This is a genomic window from Methylobacterium sp. J-118, from assembly GCF_057836565.1.
On record NZ_JBYQFA010000001.1, the window covers coordinates 1,445,957 to 1,463,886 of the forward strand.

A 17,930-nucleotide genomic window follows, 5' to 3' on the forward strand; every position below is an offset into this window, starting at 1 on the left:
CTCAGGGATGCGGCCGCCGGCGGCGTCCGTCGAAGTCACTGTGGAGGCACGCTCGCACGCGATCAAGTCGTGCGGGCGGCACTCTCCCGCGCCGAACACGTCTCCATCCCGCTGACGCGTACTAATCCCAGAAGTGCGGCCGGCTCTCTTCGAGATGCGGGCCCAGGCGGAGCGCCGCGACCCGGGTGGCGAGCCCCCGCGCATCGGTTTCCACGGCGATGCCGCTGAGCGTGCCGTCGCCGGTGGCGACCTCCCAGCGGGAGCCGGGCGTCTTCTGGATCATCCGGCGGATCGGCTCGTCCTTCTGCATGCCGATGACCGAATCGTAATCGCCGCACATCCCGGCATCCGACATGTAGGCGGTGCCGCCGGGCAGGATCCGGTGATCGGCGGTGGGGGTGTGGGTGTGCGTCCCGACGACGAGGCTCGCCCGGCCGTCGAGATAGTGGCCGAAGGCCTGCTTCTCGCTGGTCGCCTCCGCGTGCACGTCGACCACCACGGCGTCGGCCGCCGCCCCGAGGGGGCAGGCCGTGATCTCGCGCTCCACGGCGGTGAAGGGGTCGTCCAACGGGTCGAGGAAGACGCGGCCCATGATGTTGACCACGAGGACGCGGGCGCCCCCTTGGGTCTCCACCACCGTGGCGCCGCGGCCGGGGGTGCCGGGCGGGTAATTGGCCGGGCGCACCAGCCGGGGCTGGCGGGCGATGAACACCAGCGCCTCCCGCTGGTCGAAGCTGTGGTTGCCGAGCGTCACCGCGTCGGCGCCGGCCTGGATCAGTTCGTCGCAGATCGCCTCGGAGATGCCGAAGCCGCCGGCCGCGTTCTCGCCGTTGACCACCACGCAGTCGAGCCGCCACCGCTCCCGCAGCCGGGGCAGGTGCTCGCAGACCGCAAGACGGCCTGAGCGGCCGACGACGTCGCCGAGGAAGAGCAGCCGCATCGGTCAGAACGTCCCGTCGAAGCGGACCAGGCCCGCTTCGGTGATTACGCAGTGGAGGGGCCGGTCGTGCGGCTCGGCGGGCACGCGCTCCACCTCCTGGACGGCGAAGCCGATGCCGACGGTGAAGAGCGGGCGGGTGCGGGACAGGCGCGTGATCGCGCCGTCGTAATAGCCGCGGCCGTAGCCGATCCGCTGGCCGGTCCGATCGAAGGCGGCCAGCGGCACGATCAGCGCGTCGGGCTCTACGGGCGGCCGCGCGGGGTCCGGCTCGCTCAGGCCGAAGCGGCCGGCGACCAGCGCGTCCCCGGCGCGCCAGTCCCGGAAGACGAGGCCGTCCGGCGTGACCTGCGGGAGCGCCACACCCTGGCCGCGGGCGAGCAGGGCCTCGGCGGCGGGGCGCGGATCGACCTCGGTGCGGATCGGCCAGAACGCCCCGACGAGCCGGGCGTCGGCCAGTTCGGGCAGGGCGAGGAGCGTGCGCGCGATCAGCGCCGAGGCGGTCTGTCGGGCGGCCGGATCGAGGGCGTCGCGCGCCGCCAGGGCCGCGCGCCGGAGTTCGGTCTTGCGCGCCGCATCCGCGGTTTGCGTCCGGGTCTCAGGAAGGGTCGAGTGCGGAGCCACGTGAGCCGTTGGAGGATCGATCCCGGGAAACCTACAGCGTAGGTGGGCGCCGTGTTGGCCAAGTCCAGGGACGAGGCCAGGGACAGCTCCCGAGGGAGTCGATAAGGCCCCGGGGATAGTGCTCCTGACGAACTCTGCAGCCCCGCCGACGATATGTAGCTGTCCGGAGGCGTTCCCGCCAGGGCTGTCCGCGCGGGAAAATGGCGTGGCCGCAGCGTCAGGCGCCCGCGATCGCCCGGGCACGTGACGCGCGCCCGGATCCGTCGATGCATTCGATGCCGCCGCCCGCGTTCAGCGTGTGCAACCGATTGCCCGGCCAGGCCGGGCCGGGCGCGATCCGGCCGATCACGGTCTGGGCGAACCCGTCCGAATCCAGGCGGTCGATCCGCGCCAGCGTGAGGGCGCGGCCGTAACCGTCGGCGCAATCCTGGATCGGGCGGATCAGGTGTCCGCCGCGGGCGACGATCCGCCCGGCCGGGCGCGCCAGGGCGGGATCCACCAGCACGGGATTGGCCGGATGCGGCGTGTAGGGCCCGCGGAAATCCGGCGCGGACCAGAGATGGAGCGCGTCGTGGAAGGAGCCCGACCCGGCGGGGGCGTCGATTTCGGCATCGCGAACGGCGGCGAAGATCCACCAGCGACCGGCGTGCTCGACCAGGGTCGCGTCGCTCGCCACGACGCCGGAGAGGAGCGTGGCCTCCTTGACCCAGCCGCCGGGGAAGCGCGTGGCGCGGTACAGGTCGACCGTCCCGGCGGCGGAGCTCTCCGGCACCATCCAGACGCAGCCCTGCCGCTCGAAGACGAAGGGATAGGAGAGGTGATGCGCCTCTTCGAGGACCGGCACCGGGGCCCCGTCCGGACCGTTCGGGCCGAAGCGGACCGCCGAGATGATCGCCTTGCCAGTCGCGTGCGGGAAATCCTCGACGAAGAGGTGCGTGGCCCCGGCCACCGCGATCGGGAAGGGATCGGCATAGAAGCGCCGGCCGTCATCCGGCAGCACGGTCCAGCCCGTCCCGGGATGGCGCTTCAGTTCGATCAGGTCCGGCCCGGAGAGGGCGCGCCAGCCGCAGCGCCAATGCGGCGCGTGATAGCACAGGCGGTACAGCCGGTGGACGAGGGCACCGGCGAGCATGCGTCCGGCGCGTGAGCCGAGTCGCGGCACCGTCAGGCCCCCCCGATGGCCGACCGATCCGGGGCCGGTGGCGCCCGCACCGGTCCGTCCCGCGATCCGGTTGCGCAGGGCCGCGGCGATCAGCGTCACCGTCCGGGCCAGCGCGTCCTCGAAGCTCGCCAGCACGATCCCGGGCCGGTCGGCCCCGAGGCGCCCGGCGGCGCGGGTCGCCCCGTCCTCGACCAGAGCGAGATGCGGCACCGCATCCGCCACGAGGGCCGCCAGCAAGGCGTCTTCACCGGGCCGGTCGTCGTAGACGAGCCGCCATATCCCGGGCCCGGCCGGGACGTCGCCGCACAGGTCGAGGACCAGATCGGGGGCCGGGGCGGCCCGCCGCCAAGGATCGAGTTCTGCGCCCGGGATCGGCTCCGAACCCACCCGGCGGAGGCCGTGGACCAGCGCCTCGAGGCGGAACAGCAGGTCCGCCGTGTGCGGCCACGTCCCGGGTCCCGGCGCGTCGTCGACGCTGAGCACACCGATCCCGGGGATCTCGCCGATCCGCCGGAGCAGCTTCACATGCCAGCCGAGTGGCCTGGCGCCGTCGAGACGAACCCGCACGTGCATTGACTGGCGCGCTCCGTACGGCACCTTGATCCTTTGATCGGCGAACCGACTTCAGGTCAGACTCCCAATCGTAACGGGAATGATAACGCGGCGGCGCTTATTCGGAGTTGCGCCCGGTGTTTACCAGAACTCCAGTAATCGATACATCTCGATGGGACAATCTCAATGTCTGGAGCGTACCGCCGGCCTGCACGACGCTTGCAATCAGGGATGCGGCCCGCACGGGTTTGGACTGGATTGAGACGACGGTGACCGATCGTGACACGGATCGACCCTAATCTGGCCGTCGCGACCTGGCTGGCACCGGTGCAGCCCGCGCTTCCCGAGCGGCCCTGGCCGGGACGGCCGGAGACGACGGCCGAGTTCGGCGACCTGTGGCGCATCCTGTGGCGGCGCAAGCGGCTCGTGTTCGGGACCGCCCTGCTGCTCGCGGCGCTGGCCCTCGCCTACGCCGCGACCACGCCCTCCCTCTACACGGCGACCGCCCAGATCCTGATCGATCCCCGCGACCGGCAGGTCGTCTCCAACGACGTCAACCCGGGTGCGCTGTCGCCGGACGGCGGCATCGCGCAGGTCGAGAGCCAGGTGAAGGTGATCGAGTCCGACGCGGTCCTGGCACGCGCCGTGGCCCAGACCGGCCTCGAGACCGAACCCGGCTTCGGCGTGCCCCGGGACAGCTGGCTCGGTCGCGCCGTAGCGAGCCTGCGGGTTCTGGTGACCGGGCCGAAGCCGCAGCGGCCGGTCGACGCGCAGGGCCGCGCCCTCGACCAGCTCCGTCGCAGGCTCGCGGTGAAGCGCGCCGACAAGGTGTTCGTGATCGATGTGGTCGTCACCACGGTGGACCCCGACCTCTCGGCGCGCATCGTCAACGCCATCGCCAACGCCTACCTCACCGACCAGACCGAGGCGCGGGCCGCGGCCGCGCGGCGCGGCGCGGGCGATCTGCGGGGCCGGCTCGACGAATTGCGCGATGCGGTGAACGTCGCCGACAAGAAGCTCGAGGACTACAAGGCCCGCAACGGCCTGATCACCGCCAGCGGCCGGCTCGTGAACGAGCAGCAACTCACGGACCTGAACACCCGGCTGGTGGCGGCCCGCGCCCGGGCCGCCGAGGCGAAGGCGCGGCTCCAGGGGATCCGGGACGCCCGCGGCCATGCGGTCGGGTCCGGCGCGATGCCGGAGGCGGTCCAGTCCGCCGCCATCGACCGCCTGCGCGGCCAGTATGCCGAGCTCGCCGCCCGGGAGGCGGACCTGCGCACGAATCTCGGCGAGCGCCACCCGTTCATCGCCGCCGTGCGCACCCAGATGCAGGATGTCCGCCGGCTGATCGACGCCGAGCTGAACCGGATCGCGGGCGCCGCCGAGACCGAATATCAGCGCGCCCAGGCCAACGAGCGGACGCTCGCCACCGAGCTGGAACGGCTCCAGCGGCAGGCGGCGGTGACCGCCCAGTCGACGGTGCAGCTCCGCGAGCTGGAGCGCGAGGTCGAGGCGGCGCGCTCGGTCTACAACAGCTTCCTGGTCCGTGCCCGGGAGATCAAGGAACAGACCAGCATCGACAGCTCGAACGCGCGGATCATCACGGCGGCCCGGCCGCCGGAGGATCCGAGCTGGCCGCCGCGGCTGATCCTGGTCGTGGCCGCCCTGTTCGGCGGCCTGGGCCTCGGCGCCGGCCTCGCGCTGATCCGGGAATATCTCGCGCCGACGGTGCTGTCGCCGCGCCAGCTCGAACGGCTCTCGAACGCGCCGGTGGTGGCGGTGCTGCCGGGCCTGCGGCCCCGGGGCGCCAACGCGGCGGCGGCGGGCGTCACCCTGGACCAGCTCGCCGCGACCGCGGGCAGCCCCGGGCGCTCCCTGGTGCTGCTCGTGACCTCGGGCGAGGCGGACGAGGTGCAGCGCCGGGCGGTGATCGGGCTGCTCGCCGCGGTGGCGGTGGGGCGCGGCGACCGGGTCCTGCTGGTGGATGCGGACCTGCGCGCCGACGGATCGGGCGCGGGCGGCCTCCTCGACGTGCTCCGCGGCGAGCAGAGCCTCAACGCCGTGACCGAGACCGACCCGAAGACCGGCGCGCGCCGGATCGGCCTCGGCGATACCCGCAAGCCGGCGCGCGACGCGCTCACGCCGGAGAACATCGAGCGGTTCGTGGCCGGGGTGAAGGCCCGGTTCGAACTGGTGATCGTGGACGGCGGCGTGCTCAGCGAGAATCTGCGGCTCGGCCCCCTGGCGACCGCGGCCGACAGGGTCCTGGTGGTCGCCTGCAACGGCGCGACGCGCCAGCGCGACCTGATCGACCTCGTCGACACCTCCGAGGCGCTGGGCCGGCCGATCTCGGGTTCCCTGCTCCTGGACCGGCGCCGGGCGTGAGCACCGCCCGCCCTGCAGCCGGCGCGGTGCGCGGCGGCGCACCGATACGGGCCGGTCCGGCAAGCGTGGTCGCGCGGGCGGAGTCCCTCGTCTTCGTCGTCTGGGCGGTGATCCTGGTCGGGGTTTCCGGGGGCCTGCTCTGGGCGCTGGGGCTCAATTACGACGGGCTCAGCGGCTCGGCCGCCTCCAAGATCCACCCGTCAACCTACCTGGCGGTCGCCCTGGCCGGGTGGACGCTGCTCCGCGCCGGCAACCCGGTGATCCCGGTGGCGCAGGCCCTGAACCGCCGGCCCGCCAGCGTGCTGGTGGCCGTCTGCGGCGTGCTCCTCCTCGCCCTGATCGCGGCCCGGGGCGGGACCGGGCTCGCCGGCGCGATCGACACCTTCGTCTTGGCCGGCCTCGTGCCGATCCTGCTCATGGACCGGGACGCCGCGACCCTGTCCCGGCTTGAGACCGTCTTCCATCTGGTCCTGCTGGCCAACGCGGCCCTCGGCCTGTTCGAGTTCGCCAGCGGACAGCGCCTCTTCCCGTTCCGCATGGACGGCATGGCCTTCGAGACCGATACCCGCTCGGCGGCGCTCCAGGGCCACCCGCTCGGCAACGCGACCCTGACCGCCTGCTACATCCTGGCCCTGGCCACGGGCGGCGGCCGGCTCGGGCCGGCCCTGCGCGCCGGGATGATCGCCCTGCAGCTCGTGGCGCTGGTGACCTTCGGCGGCCGCTCCGCCACCGTGACCACCCTCGTCCTCGGCGGCGGCGTCGGGATGTTCGCCCTCGCCGGCCTCCTGCGCGGCGGCCGGGTCCCGCTGATCGGCGCGGCCTGCGCCTGCTTTGCACTGACGCTGGTGCCCGTCGCCCTGGCGTTGCTGGCCGCCATCGGCTTCTTCGACACCCTGCTGAGCCGCTTCGTCTCCGATGGGGGCAGCGCGAAGGCCCGGGTCGACATGCTGGCGGTGTTCGACGCGATCCCGTTCCGGGACCTGCTGCTGGGCCCCGATCTCGCCCAGGTCACCACCCTGCGGCGGATCTACGGCCTGGAATGGGGCATCGAGAACTCGATCCTCTCGGACGTGCTCTACCACGGGATCCTGATGACCACGCTCCTCGTGGTGGCGGTGGGCCTCTACCTCGCGGAGATCGCGCGCACCTGCCGGCGCGGGGTCTGGCTGCCGATCCTCAGCTTCGTGATCCTGGTCAACACCTTCGAGGGGCTGGCCGGCAAGACCACGCTGCTGGCCAAGTTCGCCCTGATGCTGATCGTCCTGTACCCGCCGGGCCGAGTCCGGCAGCCGGCCTGAGCCGGGCGCCGCGTCCTGCCCCGATGGGGTCGGCCTCGACCCTCCGGAACGATGCCCTATGGCGGCGCCCGGAGCCCGAGCGCGGCCACCAGGGCGGGCTCGGCGACATGGGCGTCGTCCATGAGGCCCAGGCCGTCGAACAGGTTCCAGAACGACCAGCCGAAGCCCGCCCGGTCCGCCGCCAGCCGCACGTCGCGGATATAGGCGGCCCGGTCGGCGGCCCGGGCGGCCGTGTAGCGCGCATCGGTGCGCAGGGCCCCGAACTCGCCCATCAGCACCGCCCGGGGCGGGATCCCGTAGAGCTCGGCCCAGGTCGAGACCGGATCCAGGGCGGCGGCGAGGAAGGCGGGTCCGGGCGCGGCCTCGCCATAGTCATGCAGCTTGGCCTCGATCACCGCCAGGTCGCGGGCCTTCTCGGCCCGGGAGACCGACCGGTCGGCATCCATGCGCGCCCGCACCGCCGCGAGCGTCGCCGGAAGGCGGTCCCGGGTGCCCGGCCAGGGCACGGCGTTGAGCCAGCGATAGAACGGCTCCTCGGTGAGCCACGTCGCCCCCTGGTGGGAGAACAGGTAGGGCTCGTAGAAATGGAAGGTGTAGACCAACGGCGCGAACCGCCTGAGCGGCGCCGGGTCGAGGGCCGTCAAGCCGCCGACGAGGCTGCCGCAGGACCCCGTCGCCACCAGCGTCAGCGACGGCGCCGCCGCCCTGGCCGCGGCCAGCAGCCCGTCCTGGACGCGGCCCCACGCGACAGCGCCGCAGGCCTGGGGCGGCTCGTTGACCGGCTCCAGCGCCACCCGGTCGACGCCCTTCCGCGTACACAGGCGGGCCAGTTCGACGAGGAGGTCGCGGTAGGCGGGGAACAGCGGCGCCCGGTCGGTGCCGTAGAAGACCTCCGGCGTATAGTGGTGGGTCGCGGCATTGGCCTGGACGTTGACCAGGACGCGCAGTCCGGCCGCCAGCACCGCGTCGATCGCCGCCGACAGGCTGCCGAACAGTTCGGCCCGACGGGCCCCCGTGAACGCCACGAAGGGTCCGGGATCGAGGGGCAGGCGGGCGAAATCGAAGCCGAGGGCCGCGAGGCGGTGCAGGTCGGCCCGGCTCGGCACGGGGCGGTCCGCCTGGAACGGCGGCCAGGCGTAGTCGATCCGCGGCGCCGGGAACTCGGTGGTGAGCGAGAACCAGGGCCAGAGCGCGATGCCCCGGCGCAGCGGCATCGGCTCCGCCGCGGCGGCCGGGAGCATCCCCGCCCCCGCGGTGGCGAGGCCGCCGGCGAGCATCGCCCGGCGGCTCGCCCTCACCACCCCGACCGCGCCGCGGCGCCAACTTCGACCCCCGGCGTCGCGGCCTGCGCCAGCGGGGGATACCCGCCGACCCGGCGCACCTGGTCCTCATAGGCCACCAGCACGTCGTCCCAGCGAAACCGCTCGGCGCGCCGGCGCGCGACCGCGCGGGCGCGGTCGACGGCCTCCGCGTCGGACAGCACCCGCTCGATCGCGGCGGCGCAGGATTCGCCGTCCGTGAAATAGAACGGCCCGTCGCCGGCGGTCCCCCGGTTGAACGGATTGTCGTGGGCGATCACCGCGTTGCCCGCCCACAGGGCCTCCACCAGCGACGGGTTGGTGCCCCCCACCGTATGGCCGTGGAGATAGGCCAGCGCATGCAGCCGCAGGGCCTGGACCTGATCGGGCTCGTAGATGGCCCCGGGGAACAGCACCTCGGGGGAGGCGGAATCCTCGACGGCGCGGTGATACGGGTTGCCGACCCGCATGGTGCCGAGCACCACGAGCCGGACGCCCCGGGGCCGGCGCGAGAACGCCGCGACCATCGTCAGGATGTTGTTGTCCGGCTCGATGCGGGCGATCGAGACCAGATAGCGGCCGGTCTCCAGCCCCAGCGGCGGTGGTCCCGTATCCGTGGGCGGCGGGTCGCCCCCGTAGGGAATCGTCGCGATGGCGCGGCGCGGACGCCGGCCGGCGAGGTGGTCGGCGATGGCAGGGTGATCGGCGACGAGCCGCTGCGAGGACCAGGCGGCGATCCACTCGCTGACGTAGAAGAACGCCCGGACGGGCAGCGACCATTTCGGACGGCGCCACTCGATGCCGTCCATGTTGGTCAGGATCCGGCCGCCGCGGGCGCGCAGGTAGGGCAGGAACACCGCGCCGTTATAGCCGAGCACGAGGCAGACGCCGCCCCGCGCCGCGGCATCGTGCGCGCAGATCGCGTCGAAGGCGAGCGTCGCGGCCGGTCCGTTCAGGCCGACCTCGACGGTGATCAGCTCGATGCCGTCCCAGATCCGCGACGAGACCCGGGCGTGCACCCGGTCGACCTCCCGCTGACAATACACGCCGACGCGCCAGCCGCGGCCGACCAGATAGCGGGCTAACCGTTCCGCGAAAGTCTCGAACCCGCCATGCGCGGCCGGGATCCCGCGTGTTCCTAGAATAAGCACTGCGGGTACAGGGTCAGGCATTGTCTCTCCTTCCCAATTTACCGCCCATATTGTAAATTGTCGCCCCGTCCAAGCGGGCACCGCGAATTTCAACCCCTGGTTTGCTGAGTATGCGATTTTTAATCCTATGATAGAAGATCCGTTATTGCGCTCGACTTGCGCAGCGCCCGACCGCAGCGGCGTCGCTCCAGCCGCGTCCCGACCGGGGGCGATTCCGGCGCTGCGCATCGCGTGCGTGCATCAGGGGTTCGAGCTCTACGGATCCGACCGCTGCTTCATCGAGACCGTCCGCACCCTCCGCGCCGCCTATCCGACCGCGCGGATCGACGTGGTCCTGCCCCGGCACGGCCCGATCGTGGCGGCACTGGAACCCGTCGCCAGCCGCGTCGTGATCGAGCCCCTGTGGATCCTCCGGCGGAAGGATCTGGCGCGGCGCCTCACCGTCGATCTGATGGCCCTGCCGGTCGCGGTCCTGCGGGCGCTCCGGCGCATCCGCGCGAGCGACCTCGTCTACGTCAACACCACCGTGGTGGCCGACTACCTGCTCGCCGCGCGTCTGCGGCCTGGGCGCAGCATCGTCCACGTCCACGAGATCCCCGAGGGGGCCGTCCTGACGGTCCTGCGCGGGCTGATCCGCTGGAGCGGCGCCGACGTGGTGTTCAATTCGCACGCCACCGCCGCGGCCTACGCGCTGCCGCCGCGTACCGCCGCCCGGGTGGTCTATAACGGCATCGCCGGGCCGGCGGCGGCGAACCGGGGCGGCTACGACGGCAGCCGTCCGCTCCGAGTGCTGATGCTCGGGCGCATCAGCCGGATCAAGGGTCAGGACGTGCTGATCGAGGCGGTGGCCGCGCTGCCGGAGGCGGTGCGGCGGCGGATCGAGCTGCGCATCGTCGGCAGCGCCTTCGAGGACACGGCGCGGGAACGCGCCCTCGCGGAACGGATCGCCGGGGCCGGCCTGTCGGACCACGTGAGCCTTGAGCCCTTCGTCGCCGATCCGTCGGCGCTCTATCGCTGGGCCGACGTGGTGACCATGCCGTCGCAGCGGCCCGAATCCCTTGGCCGGGTGGCGATCGAGGCCATGGCGTATGGCGTGCCGCCGCTGGTGACGGCACTCGGCGGGCTTCCGGAGGTCGTGGAGCATGGGCGGACCGGCTGGGTCGTACCGCCCGGCGGGCCGGAGGCGATCACCGACACCCTGGCGGCCCTGATCGCCGATCCAGCGGCGTGGCGGAGTTTCGGCCCAGCCGCGCGGGCGCGCTACGAGGCTGTGTTCTCCGAAGCCTCCGCGGCGGAGGGCATCGACGCCGTGGTCCGGGCGACCCTGCGACGGTCTCGAACGGCTCACCCGCCGACATCCTCGCTGGAGTGAGGGGATTCGCGCGATGGCATCGTCTCCGGCATCGAACAGGATCGCACTATATCGTATGGTGCCCGACCGATTGATCCGCAATCGAAACCAATATCCGGCAGACGATTACAGCGACAAAATAGACCGCCCGCCGCGGATCGCATCTCTCGCTGTCTTCCGAGACTGCCCCCGGGTTCGGCGGCCCGGGAATCGGCCGGGTGGGGATCGAGCCCGGTCGGGCGAAAGGAACGCGTAGACATGGATGTGGCCGACTTCATTCAGCGGATCGTCGCGAAGGTCTCCGGCGAGAACCTGCTCGCCGCCGGCCTGCTGTTCGCGACCGCGCTGGGCTGCGCCCTGATCGCCTATCTGCGCACGGCGGAGCGATACTCCCTGGCGGAGTTCTTCGAATTCGCGCTCCCGCGGGAGGTGATGACGCACCCGTCCGCGCGGGCGGACCTGCTGTTCTACGTCACCCGCAAGGCGATCATGCCGTTCCTGCTGATCCCCGCCGGGGTGACCTTCGTGGTCGCGGTCGGCTACGCCACCAACCGGGTGCTGGGCGGGATCTTCGGGGTCGATCAGCCGGTCCTCGGGGAGCCCGGGCCGGTGACCGTGGTGGTGTTCACCGCCACGATGCTGCTCGCCTACGACCTATCCTACTACCTCTACCACACGGCCCAGCACCGCTACCCGTTCCTGTGGGAGCTGCATAAGGTCCACCACTCGGCCGAGGTGATGGTCGGGATCACCAAAGACCGGGTCCATCCCCTCGACGAGCTGATGAACCGCGCCTGGGACGGCGTGATCCCCGGCATCTGTTTCGGAATCTGGAGCCTCGTCGCCCTCGACCCGGTCGAGCTGACCGTGTTCGGGATCAACGTCTACATCATGCGCAACATCCTGATGATGGACTTCGTCCGGCATACGCATTTCAAGATCTCGTTCGGGCGTCTCAATTCCGTGATCCTGTGCCCGCACTGGCACCAGCTCCATCACTCCACCGCACCGCAGCACTACGACAAGAACTTCGGCCTGCTGTTCTCCTTCTGGGACCGCCTGTTCGGGACCCTGTACGTCCCGCACCCCGACGAGGACTTCAAGTTCGGGCTCGTCGACCGGGATGTGGCCGATTATCAATCCCTGTCCGGGCTCTACCTACTGCCGTTGCGGAAGATGGGCCGGCGGATCGCCCGGCAGGTGCGGCGCCTGCGCGGCGCGCCCGCCCGGCCGGGGGCGTGACCATGGCGACGGAGCGCCTCGAGACGGTCCGCACGGCCGGGCGGCTCGCCGAGGTCGGGGCCGCCTGGACGGAGCTGTGGGCGCGCAGCGGCGCCCTGGTGTTCCAGAGCCACGCCTGGATCGCCGCCTGGTGGGCGAGCCTGCCCGACCGGGAGCGCCGGACGCTCCACATCGTCCTGGCCTGGCGCGGCGGCGACCTCGTCGGGGTGCTGCCGCTGGCCACGATCCGCCGGAAGGGGTTCCGGGTCCTCGAATGGGCCGCCAAGGACTGTTCGGATTTCGGCGACGCGCTGCTCGCCCCCGGGACGGGGCACGACCTGGTCCGGCGGATGTGGCGTGCGGCCGGCCGGGCCGGCGGCTTCGACCTCGCCTACCTGAACCGGCTCCTGCCGGACGCCGCGGCGCGGACGCTGCTCGAACCGGGCGGCGGCGGGGTGCGGCTGCACCTGAACCACCGCGACGAGGCGAACTGGCGGGTGCGCGGCCCCTGGACGACCGGCCGGGCGTGGTTCGACGCGCAATCGAAGAAGACCCGGCAGAACTACCGCCGCGGCCAGAAATTCCTTGGCGAACGGGGGCCGCTCGCCTTCCGCCTGCTCGGACCCGACGAACCCCTCGCCCCGGTGCTCGACCGGCTGACCACCTTCAAAAGAGCCTGGCTCGAGACCCACGGCCTGGCCTCGACGGCCTTCTACGATGCGGGCTCCCGGGCGCTCCCCGCCATGGTGCAGGTGCTGGCCGAGACGGGGCTCCTGCACGCCTTCGTGCTGGAATGCGGCGGCGCCGTCGTGGCGGTCTCGATCAACTTCGTCCAGCGCGGCACGATGATGGCCTTCGTCACCACCTACGATCCGGCGGCCGAGCGCGCCTCGCCCGGCATGGTGCTGATGATGGACTACATCATGTGGTCGATCGACCGCGGCCTGCACACGATCGATTTCCTGTGCGGCGACGAGGGCTTCAAGGGCCGCTTCGGCACGCAGACCCTGACCCTGGCCTCGATGATGGGCGCGCGCACGCCCCAGGGCGCCGCGGCGCAGCTGGTGGACCGGACGCGGCACGCCCTTCGGCGCCGGTTCGGCCGGGTCGGGCGGCCGGACAGCGGGAATCCCGTCGCGGAGGCTGCGGCCTGACGGGCGCGCGGGCGCGCCTTCAGGTTGCGCCGGCGGCGGAGGCGGAGAAGCGCGGCTCCCGCGCGAGGTTGCGGAACGCGCCGAGCGACCACGCCAGCGTGGCGACCTCGGAGGCGAGCAGGCCGACGAGCGCGGTCGCGGCCGGCAGGAACAGCAGGGCCGGGACCATGATGGCGAAACCCAGGGCGGCGCTCGCCACCGCTCCGGCGGTGATGCTCCGGAAGGCCGCCGACGCCTCCAGATAGGCGCGCGGGATCGCGTAGAGCAGCGAGACCGTCACCACCGCCCAGATGCCGAGCCCGATCCAGGCCATCGGCTCGCCGGCGAAGCGGCCCTTGAACAGAACCCCCTCGACGGCCGGCAGGAGCGCTGCCATCGCCGCACCGTAGATGACGCAGGCGCCGCCGAGCAAAGCCGCCCGGCGCACGACGATGCGCCGGGCGGCCTCGACCTGCCCGGAGGCGAGCAGCCGGGTGATCTCCGGCAGCACCATGTTCATCAGCGCCATCGTCGGGATGCGCAGGGGCGCGTAGAGGACGAGCGTCGCGGCGATCGGCGCATAGGCGGCCGGACCGGCGAGCAGGGCGAACAGCAGGGTCAGGCCCTGGCCCTGCACGGTGAGGCCGGTGACCCCGGCGAGCGACCAGGCCAGGGTCTTCCAGATCGACCGATACCGCGCCCGGGCCCGGGCGTGGAGCGCGATCCGCAGACGCTCGCGCAGGGCCCCGTAGGCCACCGCGATGGCGAGGGCATGCGCCAGGGCGATCGCCGCGAAGGCGCGGTCGAGGAGCGCCGCGCCGGCACCGTCGAGCCCGCGTGCCACGAGCAGGCCTCCGCAGACGGCGTAGACGAGGTCGCTGAGGCCGGCGATCCGCGGACGGCCGCGGGCCAGGAGCACGATCCGCAGGTAGCTGCGGTAGGCGTAGAGGCCCACGAAGGCCCCGGCCGCCAGGGCGCCGAAGCCGATCATCGGCACGAGCGCGACGCCGACGCCCACCGCCAGCAGGCCGGAGACCAGGATGGCGCCGGACCCGAACATCACGTCGTAGCCCCGCGCCGCCGGGCGGCCGAGGCTCCGGGCGAGGTGGAGCGTCGCCGGGACCGCGACCAGCGCGCGGATGTAGGTGATCCCGACGGCGCCCACGGTGAACACGATGGCGAACAGCCCGTAATCGTGCGCGCCGAGTTCGCGCACGAGCAGGATGTTGAGGACGAAGTGGAACAGGCTCTGGGCCAGCTCGCCGGAGAGGATCACGGCATAGCGTCCCGAGAGCAGCGCCCGGGCCAGCCGGAGGAGGTCACCGGGACGCGGCATCGGTTCCGCCAGTCCGGTGTCGCCCCGGGGAGATCGGCCGACGGGATCGTGCCGGGCATCGGACCCGGCGCGATGCGGTCGCTCTTTGGGTCCACACCGTCTTATTCCGAACGTCGGCGGCCACCGTTCGGGATGATGCTCGAGCGCCCATGATCATCCGCGCCGTCCTGGCCCCGGCCGGGCACGAGGGTCCGCAGGGCCGCGACGCAGCGGGCAAGATCCGCGCCGTCAACCCAGACATGCGGGCTGAGCCGCAGCGCCCCGGAGCGCGCGCTGGCGAAGACGGCGCTCCGGCGCAGACCTTCCGTGAGCCCGTCGGGAAGCCCTCCGGTCGGCCGCACCCCGAGGATGTGGGGCGCGCGCAGGTGCCGGGGCGCGACCGGGAGGCCGAGGGCGGTCATCGCGTCCGCGAGCCGGTCCGTCAGCCCGCGCAGGCGGGCGGTGACCGCCGGCACACCCCAGCCGGCGATCAGTTCCAGCCCGGCCGCCGCCATGGGCAGCGCCACGGGATCGTTCAGTTCGCCCCGGTCGTAGCGGCGGGCCCCGACAACCGGCGGGCGGTTGCCGACATGCTCGTCGAGCGCCGCGCCGTCCTGACGGTGGGGCGCAGCGTAGAGGAAGGCGAGGCCGTAGGGTCCGAGCGCCCATTTGTAGGTCGGGAAGGCCAGGAAGTCGGGCCGCCAGCGGGCCACATCCACCGGCATGGCGCCCACCGCCTGCGTCGCGTCGATCACCAGCGCGGCGCCGGTCGCGTGGACCGCCGGGGCGAGGCGGTCGAGGTCGATCAGGCCGCCGTCGGTCCAATGCAGCGGGGTCAGGGTGGCGAGGGCGAGCGGCTTTGCCCCCGGGCGTTCGATCGCCGCCAGGAGCGCGGCGGTCCAGTCCCCGTCCGGGGGACGCGCGACCTCCTCCACGGTGAGACCCTGCGCGGCGGCCAGGTGGTCGAAGGCGAGGCGCAGGGAGGGGAACTCATCGGCCATCCGCAGCAGGCGCCCGGCCCGGACCGGCGCGAGGTTGTGCGCGGCCACAGCCATGGCGTGGCTGACCGCGCCGACGATGGCGACGTCGTCCGGTCCGGCGCCGATCAGCCCGGCCGCCGCGGCGCGGGCCCGCTCGACCCAGGCGGGAATCGCCTCGCGCGGATGGTCCCAGGGGCGGCTCTTGGCCAGGAGCCCGGCCTCCCCGGCGGCGCGGACGGCCCGCGGCAGCGGCGACCACGCCGCCGCATCGAGGTAGCTGACATCCGCCGGCACCTCGAACAGGTGGCGCTGGCACGGGAGTTCGTCGGCGGTCGGCATGGCAGTCGGGAACATGGCGGGCGGGATCCTAGAGGATCGGGTCCGGCAGGGCCACGGTTCGGGGCTTGATCGCGCGAGTTCGATGCCGCAAGCCGGCACACCACAGCCCGCGAGGCCGTCCGTGTCGACCCGCCTGCCCCCGCCCGATTCTGTGCCGCCATGGGTCGCCTGAATCCCGACTGCTTCGACGCGGCGCCCGTGCCGCTGCGGGTCGCCGACGCGGTGGCGCTGATCCGGGACCGCCTGCCGGTGCTCTCCGGCGTCGAGACGGTGCCGCTCGGCCGCGCGGACGGCCGGATCCTCGCGGAGGATCTGATCGCGCCCCTCGACCTGCCGCCCTTCGACAACGCCGCGGTGGACGGCTACGCCCTGCGGGCCGCGGATCTCGCGCCGGCGGGCGAGACCCGTCTGGCCCTCGGCGGACGCGTACCGGCGGGGCATGCCACCGTCGAGGCCGGACCGGGCGTCGCGGTGCGGATCTTCACCGGGGCACCGATGCCCCCGGGCACCGATACCGTGGCCATGCAGGAGGACGTGCGGCTCGTTGGCGAGGCCGTGCTGCTGCCGGAGGGCCTCGTTCCGGGCGCCAACCGCCGCCGGGCCGGCGAGGACGTGGCCCGCGGTCACCGCGCGCTCCCGGCCGGAACCCGGCTCGGGCCCCGGCACCTGGCGCTCGCCGCGTCCCTCGGCCTCGCTGCCCTGCGCCTGCGCGTCCCCCTGACGGTGGCGCTGTTCTCCACCGGTGACGAGCTGACCCCGCCGGGCGAGCCGCTGGGGCCGGCCGGGATCCACGACGCCAACCGGCCGATGCTCGCCGCGCTCCTGCGGCGGCTCGGCGCCGAGCCCGTCGAGCTCGGCATCCTGCGCGACGCCCCCGGAGAGGTGCGCGACCGGATCGCCGCGGCGGCCGCGTCCCACGACCTGATCGTCACCTCGGGGGGCGTGTCGGTGGGGGAGGAAGATCACGTCCGCGCCGCCGTCGAGGCGTCGGGGGCACTCACCCTCTGGCGCCTGGCGATCAAGCCGGGCCGTCCCGTTGCCCTCGGGACCGTGGCCGGCACGCCGTTCATCGGGCTGCCGGGCAACCCGGGCGCCGCCTACGTGACCGCGCTCGCCGTGCTCAAGCCCCTGGTCCTGCATCTCTCGGGAGCGGACGACCCGGTGCCGGCCCTGACGGTGCGCAGCGGCTTCGCGATGCAGAAGCGCCCCGGCCGGCGCGAGTACCTGCGGGTGTGCCTCCGCCCGGACGACACCGGGACGTTCGCGGCCGTCCCGGCGCCGGGCGGCGCCCTGGCGGGGCTGGCGGCGAGCGACGGGCTGGTCGAACTCGCCGAGGATCTGACCGCGATCCGCGTCGGCGACGCGCTCCCGTACCGGCCGCATGGGGAGTTCGGCTGACGGCATCCGCAGAAGATCGCCTGTCCGGGTACCGGCCGGCGCGCATGGACATCGACACCGCGCACCGTGCCTATATCCTCACCGTGTAGGGGCGGAGTCGGACATGACGCGGACGCGGGTTTTCCAATCGGGCAACAGCCAAGCCGTTCGGATCCCAAGCGAGTTCCGGCTGCAAGGCCCCGAGGTCGAGATCTCTCGAAGGGGCGAGGAAATCGTGCTGCGCGAGGTTCGGGACCGCGATCTGTCCGCGGCCTTCGCGCTGATCACGGAACTGCCGCTCGACGATCTCGTGCGGGACGATGAACCGGCACAGGATCGCGAGACTCTGTGACCGCCCGCTACATGCTCGACACCACCATCTGCATCTACATCCGCCGTGCGCGGCCGCCACAGGTACTCCAGCGCTTCCGCGCGCTTCGGCCGCACGAGGTCGTCATGTCACCGATCACCCAGGGCGAACTCCTGTTCGGTCTGGAGAAGATCCGGGATACCCCGGGCTTCGACGCCGCGAGGCGCGCCTTCGCCGATCTGGCTCAGCTCATTCCGGTGGCCTCGCTCGGTGAGACGACGGCTGCGCAATATGCGCTGTTTCGTGCGAAGCTTCAGAAAACCGGCTCGATGATCGGGAACAATGACCTTTGGATCGCAGCGCATGCTGCGGCTCTGGATGTAATATTGGTCACCAACAACAAGCGCGAATTCGACCGGCTGAAACCGGGCCTCAAGGTCGAGAACTGGGCCGACGGGATGATGGCCGGGTCGTCCGCCTGATCACGGGGTTGCCGT

Annotated in this window: 15 protein-coding genes and 1 other RNA gene; 8 read left to right on the forward strand and 8 right to left on the reverse strand. The window is 72.6% G+C overall.

The features are described 5' to 3' along the window. Nucleotides 1-121: 121 nt before the first annotated feature. From AC3IF3_RS06990 to AC3IF3_RS07005, 4 genes are all read right to left on the reverse strand, one after another. Complete coding sequence (locus tag AC3IF3_RS06990; protein ID WP_243967878.1) at nt 122-940, reverse strand: TIGR00282 family metallophosphoesterase; 819 nt, start codon at nt 938-940, stop codon at nt 122-124. A gap of 3 nt (nt 941-943) precedes the next feature. After that, nucleotides 944-1,561, reverse strand: a complete 618-nt coding sequence (locus AC3IF3_RS06995; protein WP_243967880.1) for a 5-formyltetrahydrofolate cyclo-ligase — start codon at nt 1,559-1,561, stop codon at nt 944-946. After that, nucleotides 1,551-1,707: non-coding RNA, 6S RNA (gene ssrS, locus AC3IF3_RS07000), on the reverse strand. The genes AC3IF3_RS06995 and ssrS overlap by 11 nt, the downstream gene beginning before the upstream one ends. A gap of 71 nt (nt 1,708-1,778) precedes the next feature. Further along, on the reverse strand, nt 1,779-3,296 hold the full coding sequence (locus AC3IF3_RS07005) for a glucosamine inositolphosphorylceramide transferase family protein (protein ID WP_243967881.1): 1,518 nt from the start codon (nt 3,294-3,296) through the stop codon (nt 1,779-1,781). 258 nt (nt 3,297-3,554) lie between these two features. Here AC3IF3_RS07005 and AC3IF3_RS07010 point away from each other — a divergent pair, with 258 nt between their 5' ends. Together AC3IF3_RS07010 and AC3IF3_RS07015 are read left to right on the forward strand one after the other, a co-directional pair. Next, on the forward strand, nt 3,555-5,660 hold the full coding sequence (locus AC3IF3_RS07010; protein WP_489227955.1) for a GumC family protein: 2,106 nt from the start codon (nt 3,555-3,557) through the stop codon (nt 5,658-5,660). Next, nucleotides 5,657-6,958 (forward strand): VpsF family polysaccharide biosynthesis protein, encoded by a 1,302-nt coding sequence (locus tag AC3IF3_RS07015; RefSeq protein WP_489227956.1) that lies wholly within the window; start codon nt 5,657-5,659, stop codon nt 6,956-6,958. Before AC3IF3_RS07010 ends, AC3IF3_RS07015 begins: the two co-directional genes overlap by 4 nt. 56 nt (nt 6,959-7,014) lie before the next feature. Here the strand turns inward: AC3IF3_RS07015 and AC3IF3_RS07020 are convergent, their stop codons facing one another. After that, on the reverse strand, nt 7,015-8,256 hold the full coding sequence (locus AC3IF3_RS07020) for a glycoside hydrolase family 5 protein (protein WP_489227958.1): 1,242 nt from the start codon (nt 8,254-8,256) through the stop codon (nt 7,015-7,017). After that, the gene (locus AC3IF3_RS07025; RefSeq protein WP_489227960.1) at nt 8,253-9,428 is read right to left on the reverse strand and encodes a DUF1972 domain-containing protein; all 1,176 of its coding nucleotides are present in this window, start codon (nt 9,426-9,428) and stop codon (nt 8,253-8,255) included. The genes AC3IF3_RS07020 and AC3IF3_RS07025 overlap by 4 nt, the downstream gene beginning before the upstream one ends. 199 nt (nt 9,429-9,627) lie before the next feature. On the opposite strand from AC3IF3_RS07025, the gene AC3IF3_RS07030 reads away from it, so the two are divergent. The 3 genes from AC3IF3_RS07030 to AC3IF3_RS07040 all read left to right on the forward strand — a co-directional run bounded on the left by AC3IF3_RS07030 (nt 9,628) and on the right by AC3IF3_RS07040 (nt 13,133). Further along, a complete protein-coding gene (locus AC3IF3_RS07030; RefSeq protein ID WP_489220494.1) occupies nt 9,628-10,779 on the forward strand; it encodes a glycosyltransferase family 4 protein in 1,152 nt (383 codons plus the stop codon). A gap of 237 nt (nt 10,780-11,016) precedes the next feature. Further along, entirely contained in the window at nt 11,017-12,000 is a 984-nt protein-coding gene (locus tag AC3IF3_RS07035; RefSeq protein ID WP_243967886.1) for a sterol desaturase family protein, read from the forward strand. Nucleotides 12,001-12,002: 2 nt separating this feature from the next. Beyond that, a complete protein-coding gene (locus AC3IF3_RS07040) occupies nt 12,003-13,133 on the forward strand; it encodes a GNAT family N-acetyltransferase (RefSeq protein WP_489227962.1) in 1,131 nt (376 codons plus the stop codon). Between the two features lie 19 nt (nt 13,134-13,152). Here the strand turns inward: AC3IF3_RS07040 and AC3IF3_RS07045 are convergent, their stop codons facing one another. Further along, the gene (locus AC3IF3_RS07045; protein ID WP_489227963.1) at nt 13,153-14,448 is read right to left on the reverse strand and encodes an MATE family efflux transporter; all 1,296 of its coding nucleotides are present in this window, start codon (nt 14,446-14,448) and stop codon (nt 13,153-13,155) included. A 101-nt stretch (nt 14,449-14,549) separates the two neighbouring features. Next, complete coding sequence (locus AC3IF3_RS07050; protein ID WP_489227964.1) at nt 14,550-15,761, reverse strand: aminotransferase class V-fold PLP-dependent enzyme; 1,212 nt, start codon at nt 15,759-15,761, stop codon at nt 14,550-14,552. 144 nt (nt 15,762-15,905) lie between these two features. Here AC3IF3_RS07050 and AC3IF3_RS07055 point away from each other — a divergent pair, with 144 nt between their 5' ends. The 3 genes from AC3IF3_RS07055 (at nt 15,906) to AC3IF3_RS07065 (ending at nt 17,915) form a co-directional block, all read left to right on the forward strand. Then, a complete protein-coding gene (locus tag AC3IF3_RS07055) occupies nt 15,906-17,144 on the forward strand; it encodes a molybdopterin molybdotransferase MoeA (protein WP_243967890.1) in 1,239 nt (412 codons plus the stop codon). Between the two features lie 103 nt (nt 17,145-17,247). Next, entirely contained in the window at nt 17,248-17,475 is a 228-nt protein-coding gene (locus AC3IF3_RS07060; protein ID WP_489227967.1) for an antitoxin, read from the forward strand. Beyond that, nucleotides 17,472-17,915: a type II toxin-antitoxin system VapC family toxin gene (locus AC3IF3_RS07065; RefSeq protein WP_489227968.1), complete on the forward strand. Its 444-nt coding sequence runs from the start codon at nt 17,472-17,474 to the stop codon at nt 17,913-17,915. Before AC3IF3_RS07060 ends, AC3IF3_RS07065 begins: the two co-directional genes overlap by 4 nt. Nucleotides 17,916-17,930 lie beyond the last annotated feature (15 nt).